Here is an 18252-nt window from a genome sequence, read left to right as displayed (position 1 = left end):
AATAAAATTCAGGCTAGTGGGTGAATCACTGGCCTGATTCATTTGTAGGGATGCGTGGAGAAAGGCAAGATGGATATGCAAAATTTTGATGGTGTTGTAAACGCTATTTTAGCGGTAATCCCCAATCGGGAAACTGATTTGGCGAGATTACGCAGATTAATCATGGCAGGTACTTATCCGACTATCACTGTGATCGGGAAATATAATCATGGAAAAAGCCGACTACTGAATGAGTTGATTGGACATGATATTTTCTCTGTTGCCGATAAACGAGAAACCCTTCATCTTGCAGAGCATATTCATCAAAATATTAGTTGGCTAGATGCTCCGGGGCTAGATGCGGATGTCGCCGCAGTGGATGATGACTATGCCTTTAACGCGATCTGGACACAGGCGGATATTCGGCTTTTTGTACACTCGATACGTGAGGGAGAGCTTGATGCGATTGAGCATCAACTGTTGCAACAGTTAGTGCATGATTTTCAATCTAGCCGCCGTCAGACTTTATTGGTACTCACTCAAATTGACCAAATGCCAGACCAGCAAGTTTTGGCACATATACAACAGTCGATTGCCCATCAAATTCCAGACTTAAATGCTTTGTCCGTATCTGCCACACGTCATCGTCAGGGTATAGAGAAATCAAAGCCATTATTGGTTGAAAAAAGCGGTATTGTCGCGTTACAGCAGGCACTTGAATTTGCAATCAGCCAAGTACCGACTGCACGTGAGCATGAGAAACTCCAATTATTTAAAGACATGCAACAGCAACTCAATCAATTACAAGTTGACCAAGAGCATTTACAGCAAAAATTACAACAGACTCAACAACAGCAACGTCAGGATTTTGACGAAGGGTTGATCAAGGTTTTAGACAAAATTCGTGAAGATTTACATCCGATTCTGGATATCAGTGGTCAGGATGAAGCGCTTGTACCTGATTCATTTGCGACTATGTTTAAAAATACAGTCGGCAAGCAACAGCGTGCTAAAGTACAAATTGCTTATTCTCGCGCTTGTATTGATATGAATAGCCATCTTATTCGTCATGGCGTAGTCGGATTGCCTGAAGATCAGCAAACCCATGTCAAAAGTCTGGATACCGTCATCGTTGCGGTATTGGGCATATCAGTCAAATTTCGTGAACATTTGCATACCTTGTTTTTTACCGATGCCGAACGTCAACGATTGCAGCGAGAGTTTGCTTTTTATTTTGAAAAATCGGCAGGGCGTGAAGCGTTGGTTGAACAGTTGAACAAGATCGAGAAGCAACTTCATGATATTGCACAAGCGCAAACGGCATTGAAAATGTTGGAGGATGCGGTATGACCAGTGGTGGACAATTACAACATTTTATTGAACAGACGCAACAAATTACCACATCACAAAGTGACCTGACTTCGATTTTGGATCATTTGCAGCAATGGCGTAAACATTTTGCTAAAGAATTAATAAGTATTGCTTTTGAGGTGAAGGGATTGCAACCTGCATCTACGTTGGCAAAACAAATTTCTCTAATCAATAATCAGGTAGCGCAACAGATTCGACTTTGGGATGTAAAATGGTCTGAATTAGCTGCTGCGCAATCAGTTGCAGAGGCTTTTAGCGATAAAGTGATGCTACTGGTCTTTGGTAAATTTAATGCAGGTAAAAGTTCGCTCTGTAACCTTTTGGCCGAATGCTTCCATCGGCAGGGACAGACGGTACGCTATTTCTATGTACAGAATGATCAAATTTATTATACCGAAACGCTTTTACGTGAAGGTGCGACTGAAACTACAGCGCAACTACAGGGAGTATGTTTAGGTGAAAGACTGGTATTACTGGATACGCCGGGGTTACATTCTGCCACAGCCGAAAATGCAGCATTGACGCAGCGCTTTATTGATAGTGCGGATGGTGTGTTATGGCTTAGTAGCTCCACTTCACCGGGTCAAGTGCAGGAACTCCATGCATTAGCGCGAGAATTAAAACGACATAAGCCTTTATTTCCCATCATCACGCGAAGTGATCAAATCGAAGAAGACGAACTAGATGGCGAAATTTGTACAATATTATGCAACAAACCTCCCTCACAACGTTCGTTACAGGAAGCGGATGTAAAAGCACGGGCTGAAGATAAATTGCGAGAAATGGCGGTGGATGTTCATTTATTAAAGCAACCCGTATCAGTGTCTACTCAAATGGCGCGTCAGGCTGACATGGATCAAAAAGCCATGAGTGATGCTGGCTTTGAGCGATTGTTTGCGGCACTTTTGGATATGATTCAGCCCGCTTTGCATTATAAACAACGCAAACCCGCAGAAATATTTTTACATCATCTCCAAGAGCAAGTGCTTGAGGCATTTGTTCAGGAAATAGAACCTGATTTGGATCAGTTGCAACTATGTCTTCATCATATGCAAATCGCATTATTGCAGCAGCAACGTCATATTGCAGAAGATGTCTGGAGAAAGGTACTACCTGAATTACCCCAGTTACTTGAACAGTATGCAGCAACACGGGGCATAGATCAGGTGTATATCACTCTTACACAATGGTTAGCAGATGCATTTACTCAACAGGTACAGCAACAACTCGTTGATTATCAAATAGATGATTCGGTTCAAGTACAACTTGAACCGAATCCGAATATTGGTTATGAATTAATTTCAGATTTGGTGGTTCATGATCGTTTATATACTGAACTGTGTCGCCAGATTAATGAAACAGTAAAACAATGCACGGAACAACTCGTCCATCAGTGTGAAAAACAATTGAGCGCGATTGAAGATAACATCCAACAATTCAAAGATGTGATTGTGTGTTATAGCAATGGTTTGAATGAATTGGCATCAGATTTACGTCAATATCCGCGTACCTCTGGAGTTGATGTAAGCTAAGGGTGTTGCTGATCAGGTGATATCAATTGAGCATGAATTTCATCAATACAACCTGATTCAGCTTAACTTCTCACTGGATAAAAATGAGACCAAAATAAGCTATTCAATCAGTGGTTTAATATTTTGTGTCGCAAATACGTCCTGAACACAAGACAAAATTTTAGGAATATAGTTACTATGATCCATATTGCGTATTGCCAGTGAAATCGGACTGTAAGCATCTTCATCCAGAATAGGAATATACATCAAGTTTTTTACCCCGATATCCATGGCTGATTCTGGTACGATACAAATTCCTTCTCCTGCTGCGACTAGGCCTAATGCCAGTTGTATTTCCCGAATTTCTGTCAATTTGGTCGGAACCAAACCAAGTTCGGTAAAAAGAGATTGAATAAAGGTTGCGAAGTTTGGCTTTTGTGAAACGGGATAAAGCAACATAGGTTCATCGATAATTTGTGAAAGATGAATACCTGAGTCAGCAAATTGATTTAGATGATGGTTTTTATGGATGGCAAGTTTAAGGTGCTCTTTATGTAATAAAATTCGTCGAATGGCTGGATCTGTAATTTTGAGCCTTCCAAATCCTAAATCGATTTTTCCCTGTTTTAATGCATTGATTTGATCTTTAGTCCCACACTCAATTAGTTCAATATGAATTTCAGGATTTTGTTGTCGGAAAAGATAAATAATTTCGGGTAATAACCCATAAAGTAACGAACTGACATAGCCGATGCGTAAAGTATGGCTAACGGTTGCAATCCTTTTAGCCATCGAAGATGCTTGAGCGGTATGCGTTAAAATTTGTACGGCATGTTGATAAAAAAACAATCCTGCTTCTGTAACTTTGGCCGGACGCGAGCCACGTTCAAACAGTTGAATTCCTAATTCTTCTTCGAGTTTTTGAATTTGTCGACTCAATGGCGGTTGAGCAATGCATAATTTTTCGGCTGCTTTAGAAATACTTTGTTCTTCTACCACAGTAACAAAATATCTGAGGTGCCTGAGTTCCATTATATACCTTTTTAGTATGCAAAAATACCGAATTGTTTATGGTTTCCATTATGACATTAATTTAAGGTATGTTAATAGCATTTATTGAAAGAAGATGGAACGATGTATAAGACAGTGGAAACTATTTTAGTCGATATTCCTACTATTCGTCCGCATAAACTTTCTGTGACGACCATGCAGACTCAGACACTGGTATTGGTCAAAGTGACAACTAAAGATGGGATTGTCGGGTGGGGTGAAGCGACGACGATTGGCGGCTTGAACTATGGAGAAGAAAGTCCTGAAAGTGTTAAAGCCAACATCGAGACTTATTTCAAACCTTTACTCCTTTCAATTCAGGATTCTTTGAATGTTGCACAGACTTTAAAACTGATTCGTAAAAGTATCAATGGGAATCGTTTTGCCAAGTGTGCCATTCAAACAGCATTGTTGGATATCCAATCCAAACGTTTAGATTTGCCACTGAGTGAAGTCTTGGGTGGACGTTTACGTGATCGACTACCTGTGTTGTGGACGTTAGCATCTGGCGATACGGAAAAGGATATTGCCGAAGCAAAAAAAATGATCGAGCTAAAGCGACATAATACTTTTAAGTTAAAGATCGGTTCCAATCCATTACAACATGATGTTGATCATGTGATTGCAATTAAAAAAGCCTTAGGTCCTGAGATTAGTGTGCGTGTTGATGTGAATCGCGCGTGGTCAGAGTTGGAATGTATTAAAGGCATTCAGCAGCTACAGGATGGCGGTATTGATTTGATCGAACAACCTTGTGCTATTGAGAACACAGATGCATTGGCACGTTTAACCGCTCGTTTTGATGTCGCGATTATGGCAGACGAGGTTTTGACGGGCCCTGATAGTGCTTATCGCATTGCCAAAAAGTATGGTGCAGATGTTTTTGCGGTAAAAGTAGAACAGTCTGGTGGTCTGATTGAAGCGTGTGAAGTGGCAAAAATTGCGCGTCTGGCAGGTATTAGTTTGTATGGTGGTACGATGCTTGAAGGGCCGATTGGCAGTATCGCGTCGGCACATGCTTTTAGTACCTTTGAAACGCTAGAGTTTGGTACGGAATTATTTGGTCCATTATTATTGACTGAAGATATTCTTAAAACACCGTTACAATATGAAAACTTCGAGTTGGTTGTACCACAGGCATCAGGCTTGGGAATCGACATTGATGAAGATAAAATTGAACAGTTGCGCCGTCATTAAGGAAGAAGGAATTAGACATGTTATTTCAAGTACGTATGGATGTACATTTACCTATTGATATGCCTGTAGAGCAAGCGAATCAAATTAAATCGGTAGAAAAAGCCTATTCACAAGATCTACAGCGTCAAGGTAAATGGCGTCATATTTGGCGAATTACGGGTCAGTATTCCAATATTAGTATTTTCGATGTTGAAAGTAATGAAGAATTACACAACATTTTGCAAGGTTTACCGCTTTATCCTTACATGAATATTGAAGTGATGCCACTCAATCGTCATCCATCCTCTATTCGTGATGATGATCGTTAAGCAACGATAGATGTGGATGTCAGGTTTATAGATTCTTTTTATAGTCCTTCTTTATTTTTCGTTTTCACCTAAAGGTTGATGACATGATAGATAAAAGTGCAGCGACCCTACCGGAAGCGCTTTCCCAGATTAAAGACGGTGCCACCATTTTAATTGGTGGTTTTGGCACAGCAGGCCAACCCGCTGAACTAATTGACGGTTTAATTGAACTCGGACTTAAAGATCTCACCATTGTCAGCAACAATGCCGGCAATGCTGACTATGGTCTTGCCAAATTACTTAAAACGGGCGCAGTCAAAAAAATCATCTGTTCTTTCCCACGTCAGGCCGACTCTTATGTCTTCGATGAACTGTATCGTGCGGGCAAAATCGAACTGGAAATTGTGCCACAGGGCAATCTGGCGTGCCGTATGCAAGCCGCAGGCATGGGACTTGGACCGATCTATACCCCCACTGGTTTTGGCACCTTACTGGCAACCGGAAAACCCACTTTAAGCTACGAAGGCAAAGACTACGTTCTGGAAAATCCAATCAAAGCTGACTTTGCCCTGATTAAAGCCCACAAAGGCGATCGCTGGGGCAATCTGGTCTATCGTAAATCGGCACGTAACTTTGGCCCTATTATGGCCATGGCTGCAGATGTGACCATTGCTCAAGTCAGTGAAGTGGTCGAACTGGGTGAACTTGATCCCGAAGTGATCGTAACGCCAGGGATCTTTGTCCAACACGTGGTACAGGTACAGCCTGCACCAGCACCCACTGCCGCATAAGGAAATCGACATGAGTTATCAAAAACTAAGCCGTGACCAGATTGCACAGCGTGTGGCACAGGATATTCCAGAAGGTGCATATGTCAATTTAGGCATTGGTTTACCCACTAAAATTGCCAGCTACCTACCGGCTGACAAAGACGTCTTCCTCCATTCAGAAAATGGTTTATTGGCCTTTGGCCCACCTCCTGCAAAAGGTGAAGAAGATCCAGAGCTGATCAATGCCGGGAAAGAATACGTAACCATGCTCAAAGGCGGTTGTTTCTTTCACCATGGCGACTCCTTTGCCATGATGCGTGGTGGACATCTCGACATTTGCGTACTCGGTGCCTTTCAGATCGCTGCCAATGGCGACCTTGCCAACTGGCATACCGGCGCAGCTGATGCGATTCCATCGGTTGGTGGCGCGATGGACTTGGCCGTAGGCGCTAAAAAAGTCTTTGTTACCACCGATCACGTGACCAAAAAAGGCGAACCGAAGATCGTAGCGGAATTGACTTATCCAGCCACAGGACAAAAATGCGTTGATCGGATCTACACCGACCTGTGCGTGATCGATGTTACCCCTGAAGGCCTTAAAGTGACTGAAAAAGTTGCAGGTTTAAGCTTTGAAGAATTGCAACGCTTAACGGGCGCAACCTTGATTGATGCAACTTAAGGAGAGGACAGATACCCATGAAAAACGCATATATCATCGATGCCATCCGAACTCCCTTTGGTCGCTATGCAGGTGGCCTGGCCCCCGTACGTGCGGATGACTTGGGGGCAGTCCCAATTGCCGCACTGATCGAACGCAATCCCACTGTCAACTGGCAACAGGTCGATGACGTGATCTATGGGTGCGCCAATCAGGCTGGCGAAGACAACCGTAACGTTGGACGCATGTCAGCACTGCTTGCAGGCTTGCCGGTAGACGTTCCTGCCACCACAGTCAACCGTTTATGTGGATCATCACTGGATGCCATTGCGATGGCAGCACGTGCCATCAAAGCGGGTGAAGCCCATTTGATTATTGCGGGTGGTGTTGAAAGCATGAGCCGTGCGCCTTACGTCATGGGCAAATCCGAAGGTGCCTTTGGTCGTAGCCAAAAGATTGAAGACACCACCATGGGCTGGCGTTTTATCAATCCAAAACTCAAAGCCATGTATGGTGTAGACACCATGCCACAAACCGCTGAAAACGTGGCAGAACAGTTCAACATCAATCGTGAAGATCAAGACCAGTTCGCCTATAACAGTCAGCAGCGTACTGCGGTAGCGCAAGCCAAAGGCTACTTTGCTAAAGAAATCGTACCTGTGACGATTCCACAGCGCAAAGGTGAACCTGTAGTGATCACGACAGATGAGCATCCCCGTGCATCGACCACACTCGAAGGTTTAACCAAACTCAAAGGTGTGGTGAAAGCAGACGGTACAGTAACGGCGGGCAATGCATCTGGTATTAATGATGGTGCAGCGGCAGTATTGATAGCATCTGATGAAGCGATTGCACACTACCAATTAAAACCCCGTGCCAAAATCATTGCCGCGACGACGGTGGGAATCGAACCAAGAATTATGGGCTTTGCACCTGCACCTGCGATTAAAAAACTGCTGAAACAAGCCAATATGACGTTAGATCAGATGGATGTGATTGAGCTGAATGAAGCATTTGCAGCGCAAGCTCTGGCGTGTACCCGTGATCTCGGTCTAACCGATGAGGATGCACGAGTGAATCCAAATGGCGGGGCGATTGCACTGGGTCATCCATTGGGCGCATCAGGGGCACGTTTGGTGACCACTGCGTTAAATCAGCTTGAACAAACAGGCGGCAAATATGCTTTGTGTTCAATGTGTATTGGGGTGGGTCAGGGTATTGCCTTGATTATTGAGCGGGTTTAGGGAGCGAACAATGCCAACCGTTACTTTTAAAGATCAAATTACATCACAAGACGTCATGTTGCATTATCAAACTTTTGGTGAGGCTCATAAACCTGCCCTGATTTTCTCAAATTCTTTGGGAACAAATTTGGGCATGTGGCAAAAACAGTTTAATTATTTTAAGCAGAACTTCTTTGTGATTTGTTATGACACTCGTGGTCATGGTGCATCTTCTACCCCGCAAGGCGCTTATACTTTAGATCAGTTAGGGAATGACGTAATTCAACTGTTGGATCATCTTCATATTGCCAAAGCAACTTTTTGTGGTATCTCCATGGGCGGGCTGACAGGGCAATGGTTAGCTATCCATTATCCTGAGCGTTTTGCCCATGTGATTATTGCCAATACTGCAGCCAAAATTGGTCAGGCGCAGGCATGGCAGGATCGTGCCAAACTGGTTCGTGAACAAGGTTTAAAGCCGATTGCTGAAACGGCTGCATCACGCTGGTTTACAGCAGATTTTATTCAGCAGCATTTGGTTGTTGTAGAGACGCTTTCAAATGATTTGGCTGCGGGCAGCGCTGACGGTTACGCTAACTGTTGTGACGCTTTGGCATTGGCAGATTTACGTGATGAATTGGTGAAAATCAATATTCCTGTGTTAATTATTGCAGGTCAGCAGGATCCTGTTACAACTGTTGCTGATGGAAAATGGATGCAACAACACATTGCCAATGCTCAACTGGCCGAAATCAGTGCTTCGCATATTTCTAATGTCGAGCAACCTGAGCAATTCAATCAAATTTTACAGCAGTTTATTGCCGCTTAATTTAAAGCGGTGTGAGGGATCAGTCGCATTATAGTGTGCTTAAATACTGAATATGCTAGACAAGACAGCTTAAATATAAAGCTATCTTGTCTTTTTAGATTCACAGCATGTTTTTCCACGGCTAGGCTGCAAAGACCATGAGATTAGCAGCCATATTTTAGACGCTTAAGCTAAATAAGCCTGAGCATATTGGGATGATGTCCGTCGTTGTAAAGTCTGACTAATCCGCTGGCTGGCTTGCATCAGCTTTTCCAGATTGATTCCGGTTTCAAACCCCATATGTGAAAGCAAGTAAAACAGATCTTCCGTAGCAATATTGCCCGATGCACCTTTGGCGTATGGACAGCCGCCAAGTCCTGCGAGGGATGAATCAAATACCCGAATGCCTTGTTGTAAGGATTGATAAATATTTGCAATCGCCATGCCATAAGTATTATGAAAATGTCCAGCCAATACATCGCTATTGAGTTCAGCTAAACACGCTTGCCAAAGCGTTTGAACACGATTAGGCGTAGCTGTACCCATGGTTTCTCCTAAGGAGACTTCGTAACATCCCAAGTCGTAAAGCCGCTTAACGACTTTGACCACTTGTTCGGGTGCAATCGCTCCTTCATAGGGACAGTCAATGACACAGGAAACATAGCCGCGAACACGGATATTCTGGGCTTTGGCTGCGGCCATGACATCGGCAAATTTTTCAAAACTTTCATCAATTGAGCAATTAATATTTTTACGGGTAAAACTTTCAGATGCTGCAGTAAAGACCGCAACTTCTTTACAACCGACCGCCTGAGCGATTTCGAACCCTTTAAGATTCGGCGTAAGTAAACTAAATTGTACATCTGAAGGTTTTGGCAGTTGCTGGAAAAGTTCATCACTGTAAGCCATTTGAGGTACCCATTTGGCTGAGACACAGGAGCCGACTTCTATAAATTTTAAACCTGCATCTACCAGATCAGAAATAAAATTTAAACGCTGTTCTACAGTTAAAGCCTGTTTTTCATTTTGTAAGCCATCTCTGGGGCCCACTTCTACGATTTTGACAAACTCCGTCATGCAACTTCCTCCTCAGCGGGTTGAAATTCGACTAGTTCATCGCCTGCTTTGACCTGATCACCGACTTGGAAATAGGCATCGACAATGACACCGTCTTGAGGTGCACGAATGCTATATTCCATTTTCATGGCTTCCAGCGTCATTAAAATATCGTCTTTTTTAACGCTCTGGTTGGCAGTCACTAATACCTGAGTAATGACGCCCGGCATTGGAGCTTTCAGATGTCCTTGTTCGGTCTGCTGATCAGCTTGAGTATAGTCCATCCGGATATATTCAAAAGAATGGCTTTGCCCGCCATGAAATAGGGTAATACCGTGCTGGCTTTGATTAAATGCCAATATTTGCCGCTTAGCATTGATCTTTACAGTTGCTGTATGTGCATCTAGTAGTTGACCTGAAATCTGATAGCTTTGACCCTTATATTCAGCATAAAAACCCTGTTCCGCAGCGGCAATCTTGATTTCAATGTTCTGGTCTAAATAGATCATTTTCATCTTTTGCTGGAACGCAATATTTAAACGCCATAAAGGTTGTGCTTGCCATAATTGTTTTTGGTTCGAGCAGTGATTATTGAGTTTGCTTAAAAATTCAATAAAGGCGGTCGCAACGATCAGTTCTGGCTGAATACTTTCATGGCGAAATAAAAAGTCGTGCTCACGTTGAATCAAATTAGTATCAAGTTTAGCTTGCTTAAATGAATCACAGCTTACGATACGTTGTAAAAATGAGATGTTGTTGCCTAAACCATCTACATGGAATTGGCTTAACGCATGTTGCATTTGAATCAAAGCAGCTTCACGGTTCTCACCCCAAACGATCAATTTGGCAATCATTGGGTCATAGTAAGTGGTGATTTCATCGTCCTCAACAATCCCGCTATCGACGCGTACATACGGGTTCTGAGTTGGGTAATGTAAATAGTCAATTTTGCCGATGGCAGGCAAGAAGCCTTTTTCCGGTTGTTCGGCATAAATACGTGCCTCAAGTGCATGCCCATGAATCTTTAACTCATGTTGCAGTTTTGGCAAAGGCTCACCATCTGCGACACGTAGTTGCCATTCCACGAGGTCTTCACCTGTGATCATTTCAGTAACAGGGTGTTCAACTTGCAGACGCGTATTCATTTCCATGAAGTAGGCAGTCCCATCCTGTTCCACAATAAATTCAACTGTACCTGCGCCCACATAATCAACAGCACGTGCTGCATCAATCGCAGCTTGACGCATCGCGTCCAGTTTAGCTTCTGGCATTTGTGGAGCAGGGGCTTCTTCTAAGACTTTTTGATGACGGCGTTGCACGGAACAATCACGTTCAAACAAATGTACATAATTGCCATGCATATCCCCAAAGACTTGTACTTCAATATGCCGCGGTTGAATCACATAGCGTTCAATCAGCACATCATCGTTACCAAAGCTGGATTTTGCTTCACGTTTGCACGAAGCAAGAGCCTGTAAGAAATCCTCACTCCGTTCGACCAAGCTCATGCCTTTACCCCCACCACCTGCGCTGGCCTTAATTAGTACAGGATAGCCAATGGTATCGGCTTGCTGTTTTAAAAACTCAGCATCTTGGTTGGTTCCATGATAACCCGGTGTTAAAGGAACCCCTGCTTTTTCCATGAGAACTTTAGAGGTAGCTTTTAGACCCATTGCTAAAATTGCAGCGACTGGTGGGCCGATGAAACAAATACCGTGCTGTTGGCAGGCCAATGCAAACTGATCATTTTCGGAAAGGAAACCATACCCTGGATGAATCGCTTGACTGCCTGTATCAAGGGCTGCTTGAATAATACGATCAACTTGTAAATAACTTTGTGTTGCAGGAGATTGGCCAATATAAATCGCTTCATCTGCCAGTTTGACATGTTGTGCATCTGCATCTGCATCTGAATAAACCGCAACTGTTGCAATACCAAGTTTTTTTGCAGTGCGAATGACGCGACAGGCTATCTCACCACGGTTCGCAATTAAAATCTTTTCAAACATTGTGATCGTCCTGAATTGTTGTTATTGGGGAATAGAAGTCCATGCAGGTTGTTGTTTATTCAAAAAGGCATTCAGGCCTTCTTTGGCTTCGCTGCCTTGACGAACTTGAGCAATATGCTGTGCAGTCTGCTTGAGTAAATCCTCATTCATGCTTTGATGATTAATCATTTGAATGAGTTGTTTTGACGCTGTCTGAGCGTGTGGCCCACCGAGTAACAATGCATCAATGATGTCTTGAACTTTTCTGTCTAAATCTTCTGCATCTGCGACTTCATGTACTAAACCTATCTGTTTGGCTTCATGTGCAGAAATACGTTCAGCAGTTAAAAAATAACGAGAGGCTTGTCGTGCACCAATGGCACGAATCACATAAGGACTGATGGTCGATGGTGCAAGACCGAGTCGAACTTCTGATGTGGCGAATTTGACTTCACTGCTAGCAATACAAATATCACATGCCGATGCTAAACCCATGCCGCCACCAAAAGCTATGCCATGCACCCGAGCAATGCTGGGTTGTTTTAAAGTAGCGAGGGCATTTAGCATCTGTGCAAGCTTTAGCGCATCAGCTTCATTTTCTATAGTAGAAGCCTGACCTGCCTGTTTCATCCAGTTTAAATCGGCACCAGCTGAAAAACTTTTACCACGGCCAGCTAACACCACCACACGAATATCATCCCGTGTATTGAGACTGTTAAAACAGGCATGTAACTCCTCAATCACCGTGGTATTGAAAGCATTATGCAGTTCAGGGCGATTCAGCCAAACATAAGCAACTTGACCGTGTTGTTCCAGTTGTAAAAATTGATAGCTCATATACATCTCCTACATGCGGAACACGCCAAACTTGGTGGGTTGGATTGGAGCATTCATCGCCGCAGCAAGACTTAAACCGAGTACATGACGGGTGTGAGCAGGGTCAATAACACCATCATCCCAAAGGCGGGCAGAGGCATAGTACGGATGGCCTTGGCGTTCATATTGTTCACGAATCGGTTGTTTGAACTGATCTTCCTCTTGTGCTGACCATTGCGCACCTTTTTGTTCAATCTGATCACGCTTTAAGGTTGAAAGAACACTAGCAGCCTGTTCACCACCCATCACCGAAATACGAGAGTTTGGCCATGTCCATAAAAAGCGTGGTGAATAGGCACGGCCACACATTCCATAATTACCTGCACCAAAAGAACCACCAATAATCAGGGTGAGTTTGGGGACATTGGCCGTGGCAACCGCCATAACCAATTTAGCTCCGTGCTTGGCAATACCTTCATTCTCATATTGGCGCCCGACCATAAAGCCAGTAATATTTTGTATAAATAACAAAGGGATATTGCGTTGGGTGCAGAGTTCAATAAAATGTGCACCTTTTTGTGCGGACTCGGAAAATAGAATCCCGTTATTGGCAATGATCCCGACAGGCATGCCGTAAAGTGAGGCAAAACCAGTAATTAAAGTAGAGCCAAAGCGCGCTTTAAATTCATCAAAACATGAACCATCAACAATCCGTGCAATCACTTCGCGTACATCAAAAGGTTTACGCGCATCACTTGGAATTACGCCATAAAGTTCGCTTGCATCAAAGAGGGGTTCATCAAACTGCTTATTTAAGTCATTTGACTTTTTATTGAGATTGGAAACAATATTACGTGCAATAGCAAGCGCATGTTCATCATTTTCAGCCAAATGATCGGCAACTCCTGAAAGGCGAGTATGTACATCGCCCCCTCCCAAGTCTTCACTGCTAACCACTTCACCAGTCGCGGCTTTCACCAGTGGCGGGCCGCCCAAGAAAATAGTACCTTGGTTACGCACAATAATAGTTTCATCTGACATAGCGGGCACATAAGCACCACCAGCAGTACAACTACCCATGACTACAGCAATCTGTGCAATACCTAGACTAGACATACGGGCTTGATTATAAAAAATACGTCCAAAATGATCCCGATCTGGAAATACCTCATCTTGCATCGGTAAAAAAGCACCCCCCGAATCCACCAGATAAATACATGGCAAGTGATTTTGTTCAGCAATTTCTTGTGCACGTAAATGCTTTTTCACAGTAAGTGGATAATAGGTACCCCCTTTTACCGTTGCATCATTGGCGACAATCATGCAGGTTATACCGTTCACTTGCCCAATACCTGCAATCACGCCCGCAGCAGGAATATCATCTTCATAAACCTTATAAGCAGCTAACTGACCAATTTCTAGAAAAGCTGTACCGACATCAATCAGTTGATCAATACGATCACGTGGTAAAAGTTTGCCTCTGTCCAAATGCTTTTGTCGGGCATTTTCTCCCCCCCCTAAAGCTACTTTTTGAGCCACTTGTTTTAGATCGCTGACCAATGTTTGCATGGCGTATTGATTGGTTTTGAAGTCTTCACCTCGAATATTAATTTTACTGTGTAATGGGTTCATAAGCGGCATCCTGATTGATCATTATTATTTGGTTTCATTAAACAGTTCGCGTCCAATCAACATGCGGCGAATTTCTGAAGTCCCTGCACCAATTTCATAAAGTTTGGCATCGCGCCATAAGCGACCTGCCGCGAATTCATTGATATAACCATTACCACCGAGGGTTTGAATGGTTTCACCTGCCATCCAAGTGGCTTTTTCTGCTGCATATAAAATCGCACTTGCTGCATCTTTACGTAGGCTACGGTCATGATCAGCTTTGTCACAGGCTGTACCAATGGCATAGACCAAAGCCTTGCATGCCAACCAAGTAGAATACATATCTGCCAGTTTGCCTTGCATGAGTTGAAATTCACCTAAAGCCTGCCCAAACTGTTCACGTTCATGTAAGTAAGGAATGACTACATCCAAACAGGCATCCATAATGCCGAGTGGGCCAGCACTCAACACTGCACGTTCATAGTCCAGACCACTCATGAGCACTTTTGCACCGTTTCCTACACCACCGAGCACGTTTTCGGCAGGGACTTCAACATTGTCAAAAAACAACGGATAAGTATTGGAACCACGCATACCAAGTTTGTCCAAATGCTTGCCATGACTAAAGCCCGGCATATCTTTTTCAATCAGGAAGGCAGTCATGCCTTTAGCGCCTGCCTGTGGATCAGTTTTGGCATAAACCACCAGTACATCTGCATCACCGCCATTGGTGATCCACATTTTTGAGCCATTTAAAATAAAATGATTATCTTTTTGTTCTGCACGGAGTTTCATACTGATCACATCCGAACCTGCGTTTGGCTCAGACATTGCCAAAGCACCCACAAATTCACCTGAAATCAGTTTCGGTAAGTACTTTTGTTTTTGTTGCTCGCTACCGTTTCGGTTAATTTGGTTAATACATAAATTGGAATGTGCACCGTAAGAAAGGCCAATAGAGGCCGATGCACGAGAGATTTCCTGCATCACAATGATGTGCGCTAAATAGCCAAGATTAGTACCGCCATATGCTTCAGAAACAGTGAGTCCCAACAAACCCATATCGCCAAATTTTTTCCAGAGATGGGCTGGAAATTGATTATCTTGATCCACTTGTTGAGCAATCGGTGCAATTTCCTTGGCACAAAATGCTGCAACAGAGTCTTGTAGAGCAATTAACGTTTCATCCAGACCGAAATTTAAGCTGCGTAGGTTCATTCTGTTCTCATCCCTTTGGTTATAGTTGTTGTTCCATAAGCGTTGTTGTATGTGCTTATGAAGTACCTTACAATGAATTTTTAAAAAAGTGAATACTAATTCATAAATTGATTTACAATTCATTTTGTTTGGTAGAGAATAAAATTTATGAGCTATAAACGATCATCTTTAATGCAGGAGCGGATGGAACAAAATCGCAAAGCGATTTTGAGTTCAGCCAGACAATTAATTTCAGAAGGAGGGTTTAAGGACGCACAGATACAAACGATTGCTGAGCAGGCAGGTGTCTCAAGTGGTCTGGTTTATCGTTATTTTGACAATAAAAGTCAGGTACTGATTGAGGTGCTGTCAGAAGCCATCAATACCGAATTGTTGGTGATTGATGCAATCACAGAAAGTGAGCTGACGGCACAACAAAAATTGCATAAAGCAGTCGCGACCTTTGTCAAACGCGCATTAAATAGCCCTCGGTTGGCTTATTCACTGATGTTTGAGCCTGTTGATTCAATGGTGGAGCATGAGCGTTTCCGCGTAAAACAATTGATCAAACAGAGTATTAAAAAAATCCTTGCGGATGGAAATGCAAGCGGTGAATTTGTGTTGGATGATTTAAATACCACAGCATTGTGTGTTGTTGCTGCTATGACCTATGTGGTTGTTGAGCCTTTAGATCCAGCCCAAAATACTAAGTTTGATCAGCAACATAAAGACTATTTTTCTAAACACATTGCTGACTTTTGTGTGAATGCAGTACAGAAAAAGTAGGGCAGATATACCAGTTAAAATCACAAAAATAGGCAGTTTGAAAGGTAGTTGCAGTAACAACAATTAGATCGGGTAAGAACAGAATTACAAAGAATCAAGGAGAATGATTCAATGCAACATGTACGGTTAAGCTATGCCTCAGGAACAAGTTCACAGCCTCTATTAGGAGTGACGATTGGAGAAAAATTTGATCAGGCTTGTCTACAATATGCAGAGCAAGAGGCAATAATCAGCTCACATCAGGGCAGAAGATTGACTTATCAGCAGTTACAGAATGAGGTAAATGCTTTTGCCTGTAGTCTATTGAAATTGGGTTTTCAAAAAGGAGAGCGTCTAGCGATTTGGTCACCGAATTGTGTCGAATGGACGGTGGCACAATTTGCTGCTTTTAAAGCAGGCATTATTTTGGTGAACCTGAATACTGCTTATAAAAGTCATGAACTGGAGTATGTTTTAAATAAAGTGTCATGCAAAGGGCTGATTATTGCTGCACAATTTAAAACCACAGATTATCAAGAATTGCTGAATAAAATTGCACCAGAGTTGACACATAGTCACGATAAAATTCTGCATTTAGAGCGCTTACCGCATTTAAAATGTGTAATAAAAATAGATGATCAGCAACAGACAGGGATATATCGTTTTAATGATTTGCTTGAAACACCGAATCAATCGCAGCTGAATGATTTACGGCATTTAGCCCAGCAACTACAATTTGATGAACCCATTAATATTCAGTTTACTTCTGGCACTACAGGTAACCCGAAAGGAACCATGTTGACTCACCATAATATTTTAAATAATGGTTATTTTGTTGGTGAAGGTATTCGTTTAACCGCTCAGGATCGAGTGTGCATTTCCGTTCCATTATTTCATTGTTTCGGGATGGTGATGGGGAATTTGGCCTGTATTACGCATGGCTCAACCATGGTGTATCCATCTGCTGTATTTAATCCGCTAGAAACTTTAAAAACTATTCATCAGGAAAAATGTACCGCAGCATATGGTGTGCCGACCATGTTTATTGCCATTTTGGAACATGAGCAATTTAATGAGTTTGATTTATCCAGCTTACGTACAGGGATTATGGCGGGCAGTCCGTGTCCACGTGAGATTATGCAGCGTGTGATTGAACACATGCACATGTCTGATATCACTATTTGTTACGGTATGACAGAAACCTCGCCCGTGAGCGTGCAAAGTTATATCAATGATTCTATTGATAAACGAGTAAGCACAGTCGGACATGTCCATCCTCATATTGAAATTAAAATTATAAACCTTGAGGGGGAAATTACGCCAATAGGTACATTGGGAGAGTTATGTGTACGGGGCTATTCGGTCATGGCGGGCTATTGGGATGAACTTGAAAAAACCAAAGAAGTCATCGATGCAGCAGGCTGGATGCATACGGGTGATATTGCTGAAATGGATGACAAAGGTTTTGTCAAAATCAAGGGTCGAATTAAAGATGTAGTGATTCGCGGTGGTGAGAACCTTTTTCCCAAAGAAATCGAAGATTTTTTATATACACATCCAGATGTCAGTGATGTGCAAGTCATTGGTTTGCCAGATTTGCGTTATGGGGAAGAATTATGTGCCTGTATTATTTTGCATGAGCATCATCAAGCGGATGAAGACAGTATTCGTCGTTTTTGTAAGGAGCATATTTCACATAATAAAGTACCACGCTACATCAAATTTCTAACCGAGTTCCCGCTTACTGCTTCAGGCAAGGCACAAAAATTTAAGTTGCAGGAAATGATGCAAATTGAGCTTAATTTAACAGCGGCTATTTTTGAATAGAACATGGTTTCTCCTCTATGCTTAAACATAAAAGAGGAGATCATTTTGCCAAAAATTATGATCTTAAATTTTGTGATCCTTGACCATTTTGAACTATTCATTTTTAGATTTGAATTTTTTTTGTTTACTTTTTAGGGT

Annotated in this window: 15 protein-coding genes and 1 pseudogene; 10 read left to right on the top strand and 6 right to left on the bottom strand. The window is 42.7% G+C overall.

The features are described 5' to 3' along the window. Positions 1 to 69 precede the first annotated feature (69 nt). Both IAE20_RS15125 and IAE20_RS15120 read left to right on the top strand, forming a co-directional pair. Positions 70 to 1329, top strand: a complete 1260-nt coding sequence (locus IAE20_RS15125) for a GTPase (RefSeq protein ID WP_200482810.1) — start codon at positions 70 to 72, stop codon at positions 1327 to 1329. Beyond that, a complete protein-coding gene (locus IAE20_RS15120; RefSeq protein WP_200482811.1) occupies positions 1326 to 2882 on the top strand; it encodes a dynamin family protein in 1557 nt (518 codons plus the stop codon). The genes IAE20_RS15125 and IAE20_RS15120 overlap by 4 nt, the downstream gene beginning before the upstream one ends. A 99-nt stretch (positions 2883 to 2981) precedes the next feature. Here IAE20_RS15120 and catM read toward each other — a convergent pair whose 3' ends face one another. Further along, positions 2982 to 3893: a cis,cis-muconate-binding transcription regulator CatM gene (gene catM, locus IAE20_RS15115; protein WP_200482812.1), complete on the bottom strand. Its 912-nt coding sequence runs from the start codon at positions 3891 to 3893 to the stop codon at positions 2982 to 2984. Between the two features lie 102 nt (positions 3894 to 3995). Between catM and IAE20_RS15110 the strand changes: the two genes are divergently transcribed. The 6 genes from IAE20_RS15110 (at position 3996) to pcaD (ending at position 8875) form a co-directional block, all read left to right on the top strand. Then, a complete protein-coding gene (locus IAE20_RS15110) occupies positions 3996 to 5108 on the top strand; it encodes a muconate/chloromuconate family cycloisomerase (RefSeq protein ID WP_200482813.1) in 1113 nt (370 codons plus the stop codon). A gap of 17 nt (positions 5109 to 5125) precedes the next feature. Continuing rightward, entirely contained in the window at positions 5126 to 5416 is a 291-nt protein-coding gene (catC, locus tag IAE20_RS15105) for a muconolactone Delta-isomerase (protein ID WP_200461069.1), read from the top strand. 83 nt (positions 5417 to 5499) lie between these two features. Continuing rightward, entirely contained in the window at positions 5500 to 6186 is a 687-nt protein-coding gene (locus IAE20_RS15100; protein ID WP_200461973.1) for a 3-oxoacid CoA-transferase subunit A, read from the top strand. 10 nt (positions 6187 to 6196) lie between these two features. Then, on the top strand, positions 6197 to 6844 hold the full coding sequence (gene catJ, locus IAE20_RS15095) for a 3-oxoadipate CoA-transferase subunit B CatJ (protein WP_200482814.1): 648 nt from the start codon (positions 6197 to 6199) through the stop codon (positions 6842 to 6844). A gap of 17 nt (positions 6845 to 6861) precedes the next feature. Next, positions 6862 to 8067 carry a 3-oxoadipyl-CoA thiolase gene (pcaF, locus tag IAE20_RS15090; RefSeq protein WP_200482815.1) on the top strand — a complete coding sequence of 402 codons (1206 nt, stop codon included), beginning with the start codon at positions 6862 to 6864 and terminating at the stop codon, positions 8065 to 8067. A 10-nt stretch (positions 8068 to 8077) separates the two neighbouring features. Then, positions 8078 to 8875: a 3-oxoadipate enol-lactonase gene (pcaD, locus tag IAE20_RS15085; protein WP_200461713.1), complete on the top strand. Its 798-nt coding sequence runs from the start codon at positions 8078 to 8080 to the stop codon at positions 8873 to 8875. A gap of 165 nt (positions 8876 to 9040) precedes the next feature. On the opposite strand, the gene IAE20_RS15080 is transcribed toward pcaD, so the two are convergent. From IAE20_RS15080 to IAE20_RS15060, 5 genes and pseudogenes are all read right to left on the bottom strand, one after another. Further along, a complete protein-coding gene (locus IAE20_RS15080) occupies positions 9041 to 9931 on the bottom strand; it encodes a hydroxymethylglutaryl-CoA lyase (RefSeq protein ID WP_200482816.1) in 891 nt (296 codons plus the stop codon). Further along, positions 9928 to 11919 (bottom strand): acetyl/propionyl/methylcrotonyl-CoA carboxylase subunit alpha, encoded by a 1992-nt coding sequence (locus IAE20_RS15075; protein ID WP_200482817.1) that lies wholly within the window; start codon positions 11917 to 11919, stop codon positions 9928 to 9930. The genes IAE20_RS15080 and IAE20_RS15075 overlap by 4 nt, the downstream gene beginning before the upstream one ends. Continuing rightward, positions 11901 to 12735: pseudogene (locus IAE20_RS15070) on the bottom strand (enoyl-CoA hydratase/isomerase family protein). Before IAE20_RS15070 ends, IAE20_RS15075 begins: the two are co-directional and overlap by 19 nt. 9 nt (positions 12736 to 12744) lie before the next feature. After that, positions 12745 to 14346 carry a carboxyl transferase domain-containing protein gene (locus IAE20_RS15065; protein WP_200482819.1) on the bottom strand — a complete coding sequence of 534 codons (1602 nt, stop codon included), beginning with the start codon at positions 14344 to 14346 and terminating at the stop codon, positions 12745 to 12747. A 24-nt stretch (positions 14347 to 14370) separates the two neighbouring features. Beyond that, on the bottom strand, positions 14371 to 15543 hold the full coding sequence (locus IAE20_RS15060) for an isovaleryl-CoA dehydrogenase (RefSeq protein WP_200482820.1): 1173 nt from the start codon (positions 15541 to 15543) through the stop codon (positions 14371 to 14373). Positions 15544 to 15690: 147 nt separating this feature from the next. Between IAE20_RS15060 and IAE20_RS15055 the strand changes: the two genes are divergently transcribed. Next, positions 15691 to 16308, top strand: coding sequence for a TetR/AcrR family transcriptional regulator (locus IAE20_RS15055; RefSeq protein ID WP_200461719.1), 618 nt, complete (start codon positions 15691 to 15693; stop codon positions 16306 to 16308). 111 nt (positions 16309 to 16419) lie between these two features. Next, positions 16420 to 18114, top strand: coding sequence for an AMP-binding protein (locus tag IAE20_RS15050; RefSeq protein ID WP_200461720.1), 1695 nt, complete (start codon positions 16420 to 16422; stop codon positions 18112 to 18114). Positions 18115 to 18252: the final 138 nt, after the last annotated feature.

This window comes from Acinetobacter sp. S54 (genome assembly GCF_016624945.1).
Lineage (GTDB): Bacteria > Pseudomonadota > Gammaproteobacteria > Pseudomonadales > Moraxellaceae > Acinetobacter.
This window is presented reverse-complemented; position numbering and strand designations above follow the sequence as displayed.

What these genes read in the sequence shown, in the direction of transcription:
- IAE20_RS15060 (WP_200482820.1), bottom strand. Translation starts at nt 15,543, where the DNA reads ATGAACCTACGCAGCTTAAATTTCGGTCTGGATGAAACGTTAATTGCT.
- IAE20_RS15125 (WP_200482810.1), top strand. Translation starts at nt 70, where the DNA reads ATGGATATGCAAAATTTTGATGGTGTTGTAAACGCTATTTTAGCGGTA.
- IAE20_RS15055 (WP_200461719.1), top strand. Translation starts at nt 15,691, where the DNA reads ATGAGCTATAAACGATCATCTTTAATGCAGGAGCGGATGGAACAAAAT.
- catM (WP_200482812.1), bottom strand. Translation starts at nt 3,893, where the DNA reads ATGGAACTCAGGCACCTCAGATATTTTGTTACTGTGGTAGAAGAACAA.
- IAE20_RS15080 (WP_200482816.1), bottom strand. Translation starts at nt 9,931, where the DNA reads ATGACGGAGTTTGTCAAAATCGTAGAAGTGGGCCCCAGAGATGGCTTA.
- IAE20_RS15050 (WP_200461720.1), top strand. Translation starts at nt 16,420, where the DNA reads ATGCAACATGTACGGTTAAGCTATGCCTCAGGAACAAGTTCACAGCCT.
- pcaF (WP_200482815.1), top strand. Translation starts at nt 6,862, where the DNA reads ATGAAAAACGCATATATCATCGATGCCATCCGAACTCCCTTTGGTCGC.
- catJ (WP_200482814.1), top strand. Translation starts at nt 6,197, where the DNA reads ATGAGTTATCAAAAACTAAGCCGTGACCAGATTGCACAGCGTGTGGCA.
- IAE20_RS15110 (WP_200482813.1), top strand. Translation starts at nt 3,996, where the DNA reads ATGTATAAGACAGTGGAAACTATTTTAGTCGATATTCCTACTATTCGT.
- IAE20_RS15120 (WP_200482811.1), top strand. Translation starts at nt 1,326, where the DNA reads ATGACCAGTGGTGGACAATTACAACATTTTATTGAACAGACGCAACAA.
- IAE20_RS15075 (WP_200482817.1), bottom strand. Translation starts at nt 11,919, where the DNA reads ATGTTTGAAAAGATTTTAATTGCGAACCGTGGTGAGATAGCCTGTCGC.
- pcaD (WP_200461713.1), top strand. Translation starts at nt 8,078, where the DNA reads ATGCCAACCGTTACTTTTAAAGATCAAATTACATCACAAGACGTCATG.
- catC (WP_200461069.1), top strand. Translation starts at nt 5,126, where the DNA reads ATGTTATTTCAAGTACGTATGGATGTACATTTACCTATTGATATGCCT.
- IAE20_RS15065 (WP_200482819.1), bottom strand. Translation starts at nt 14,346, where the DNA reads ATGAACCCATTACACAGTAAAATTAATATTCGAGGTGAAGACTTCAAA.
- IAE20_RS15100 (WP_200461973.1), top strand. Translation starts at nt 5,500, where the DNA reads ATGATAGATAAAAGTGCAGCGACCCTACCGGAAGCGCTTTCCCAGATT.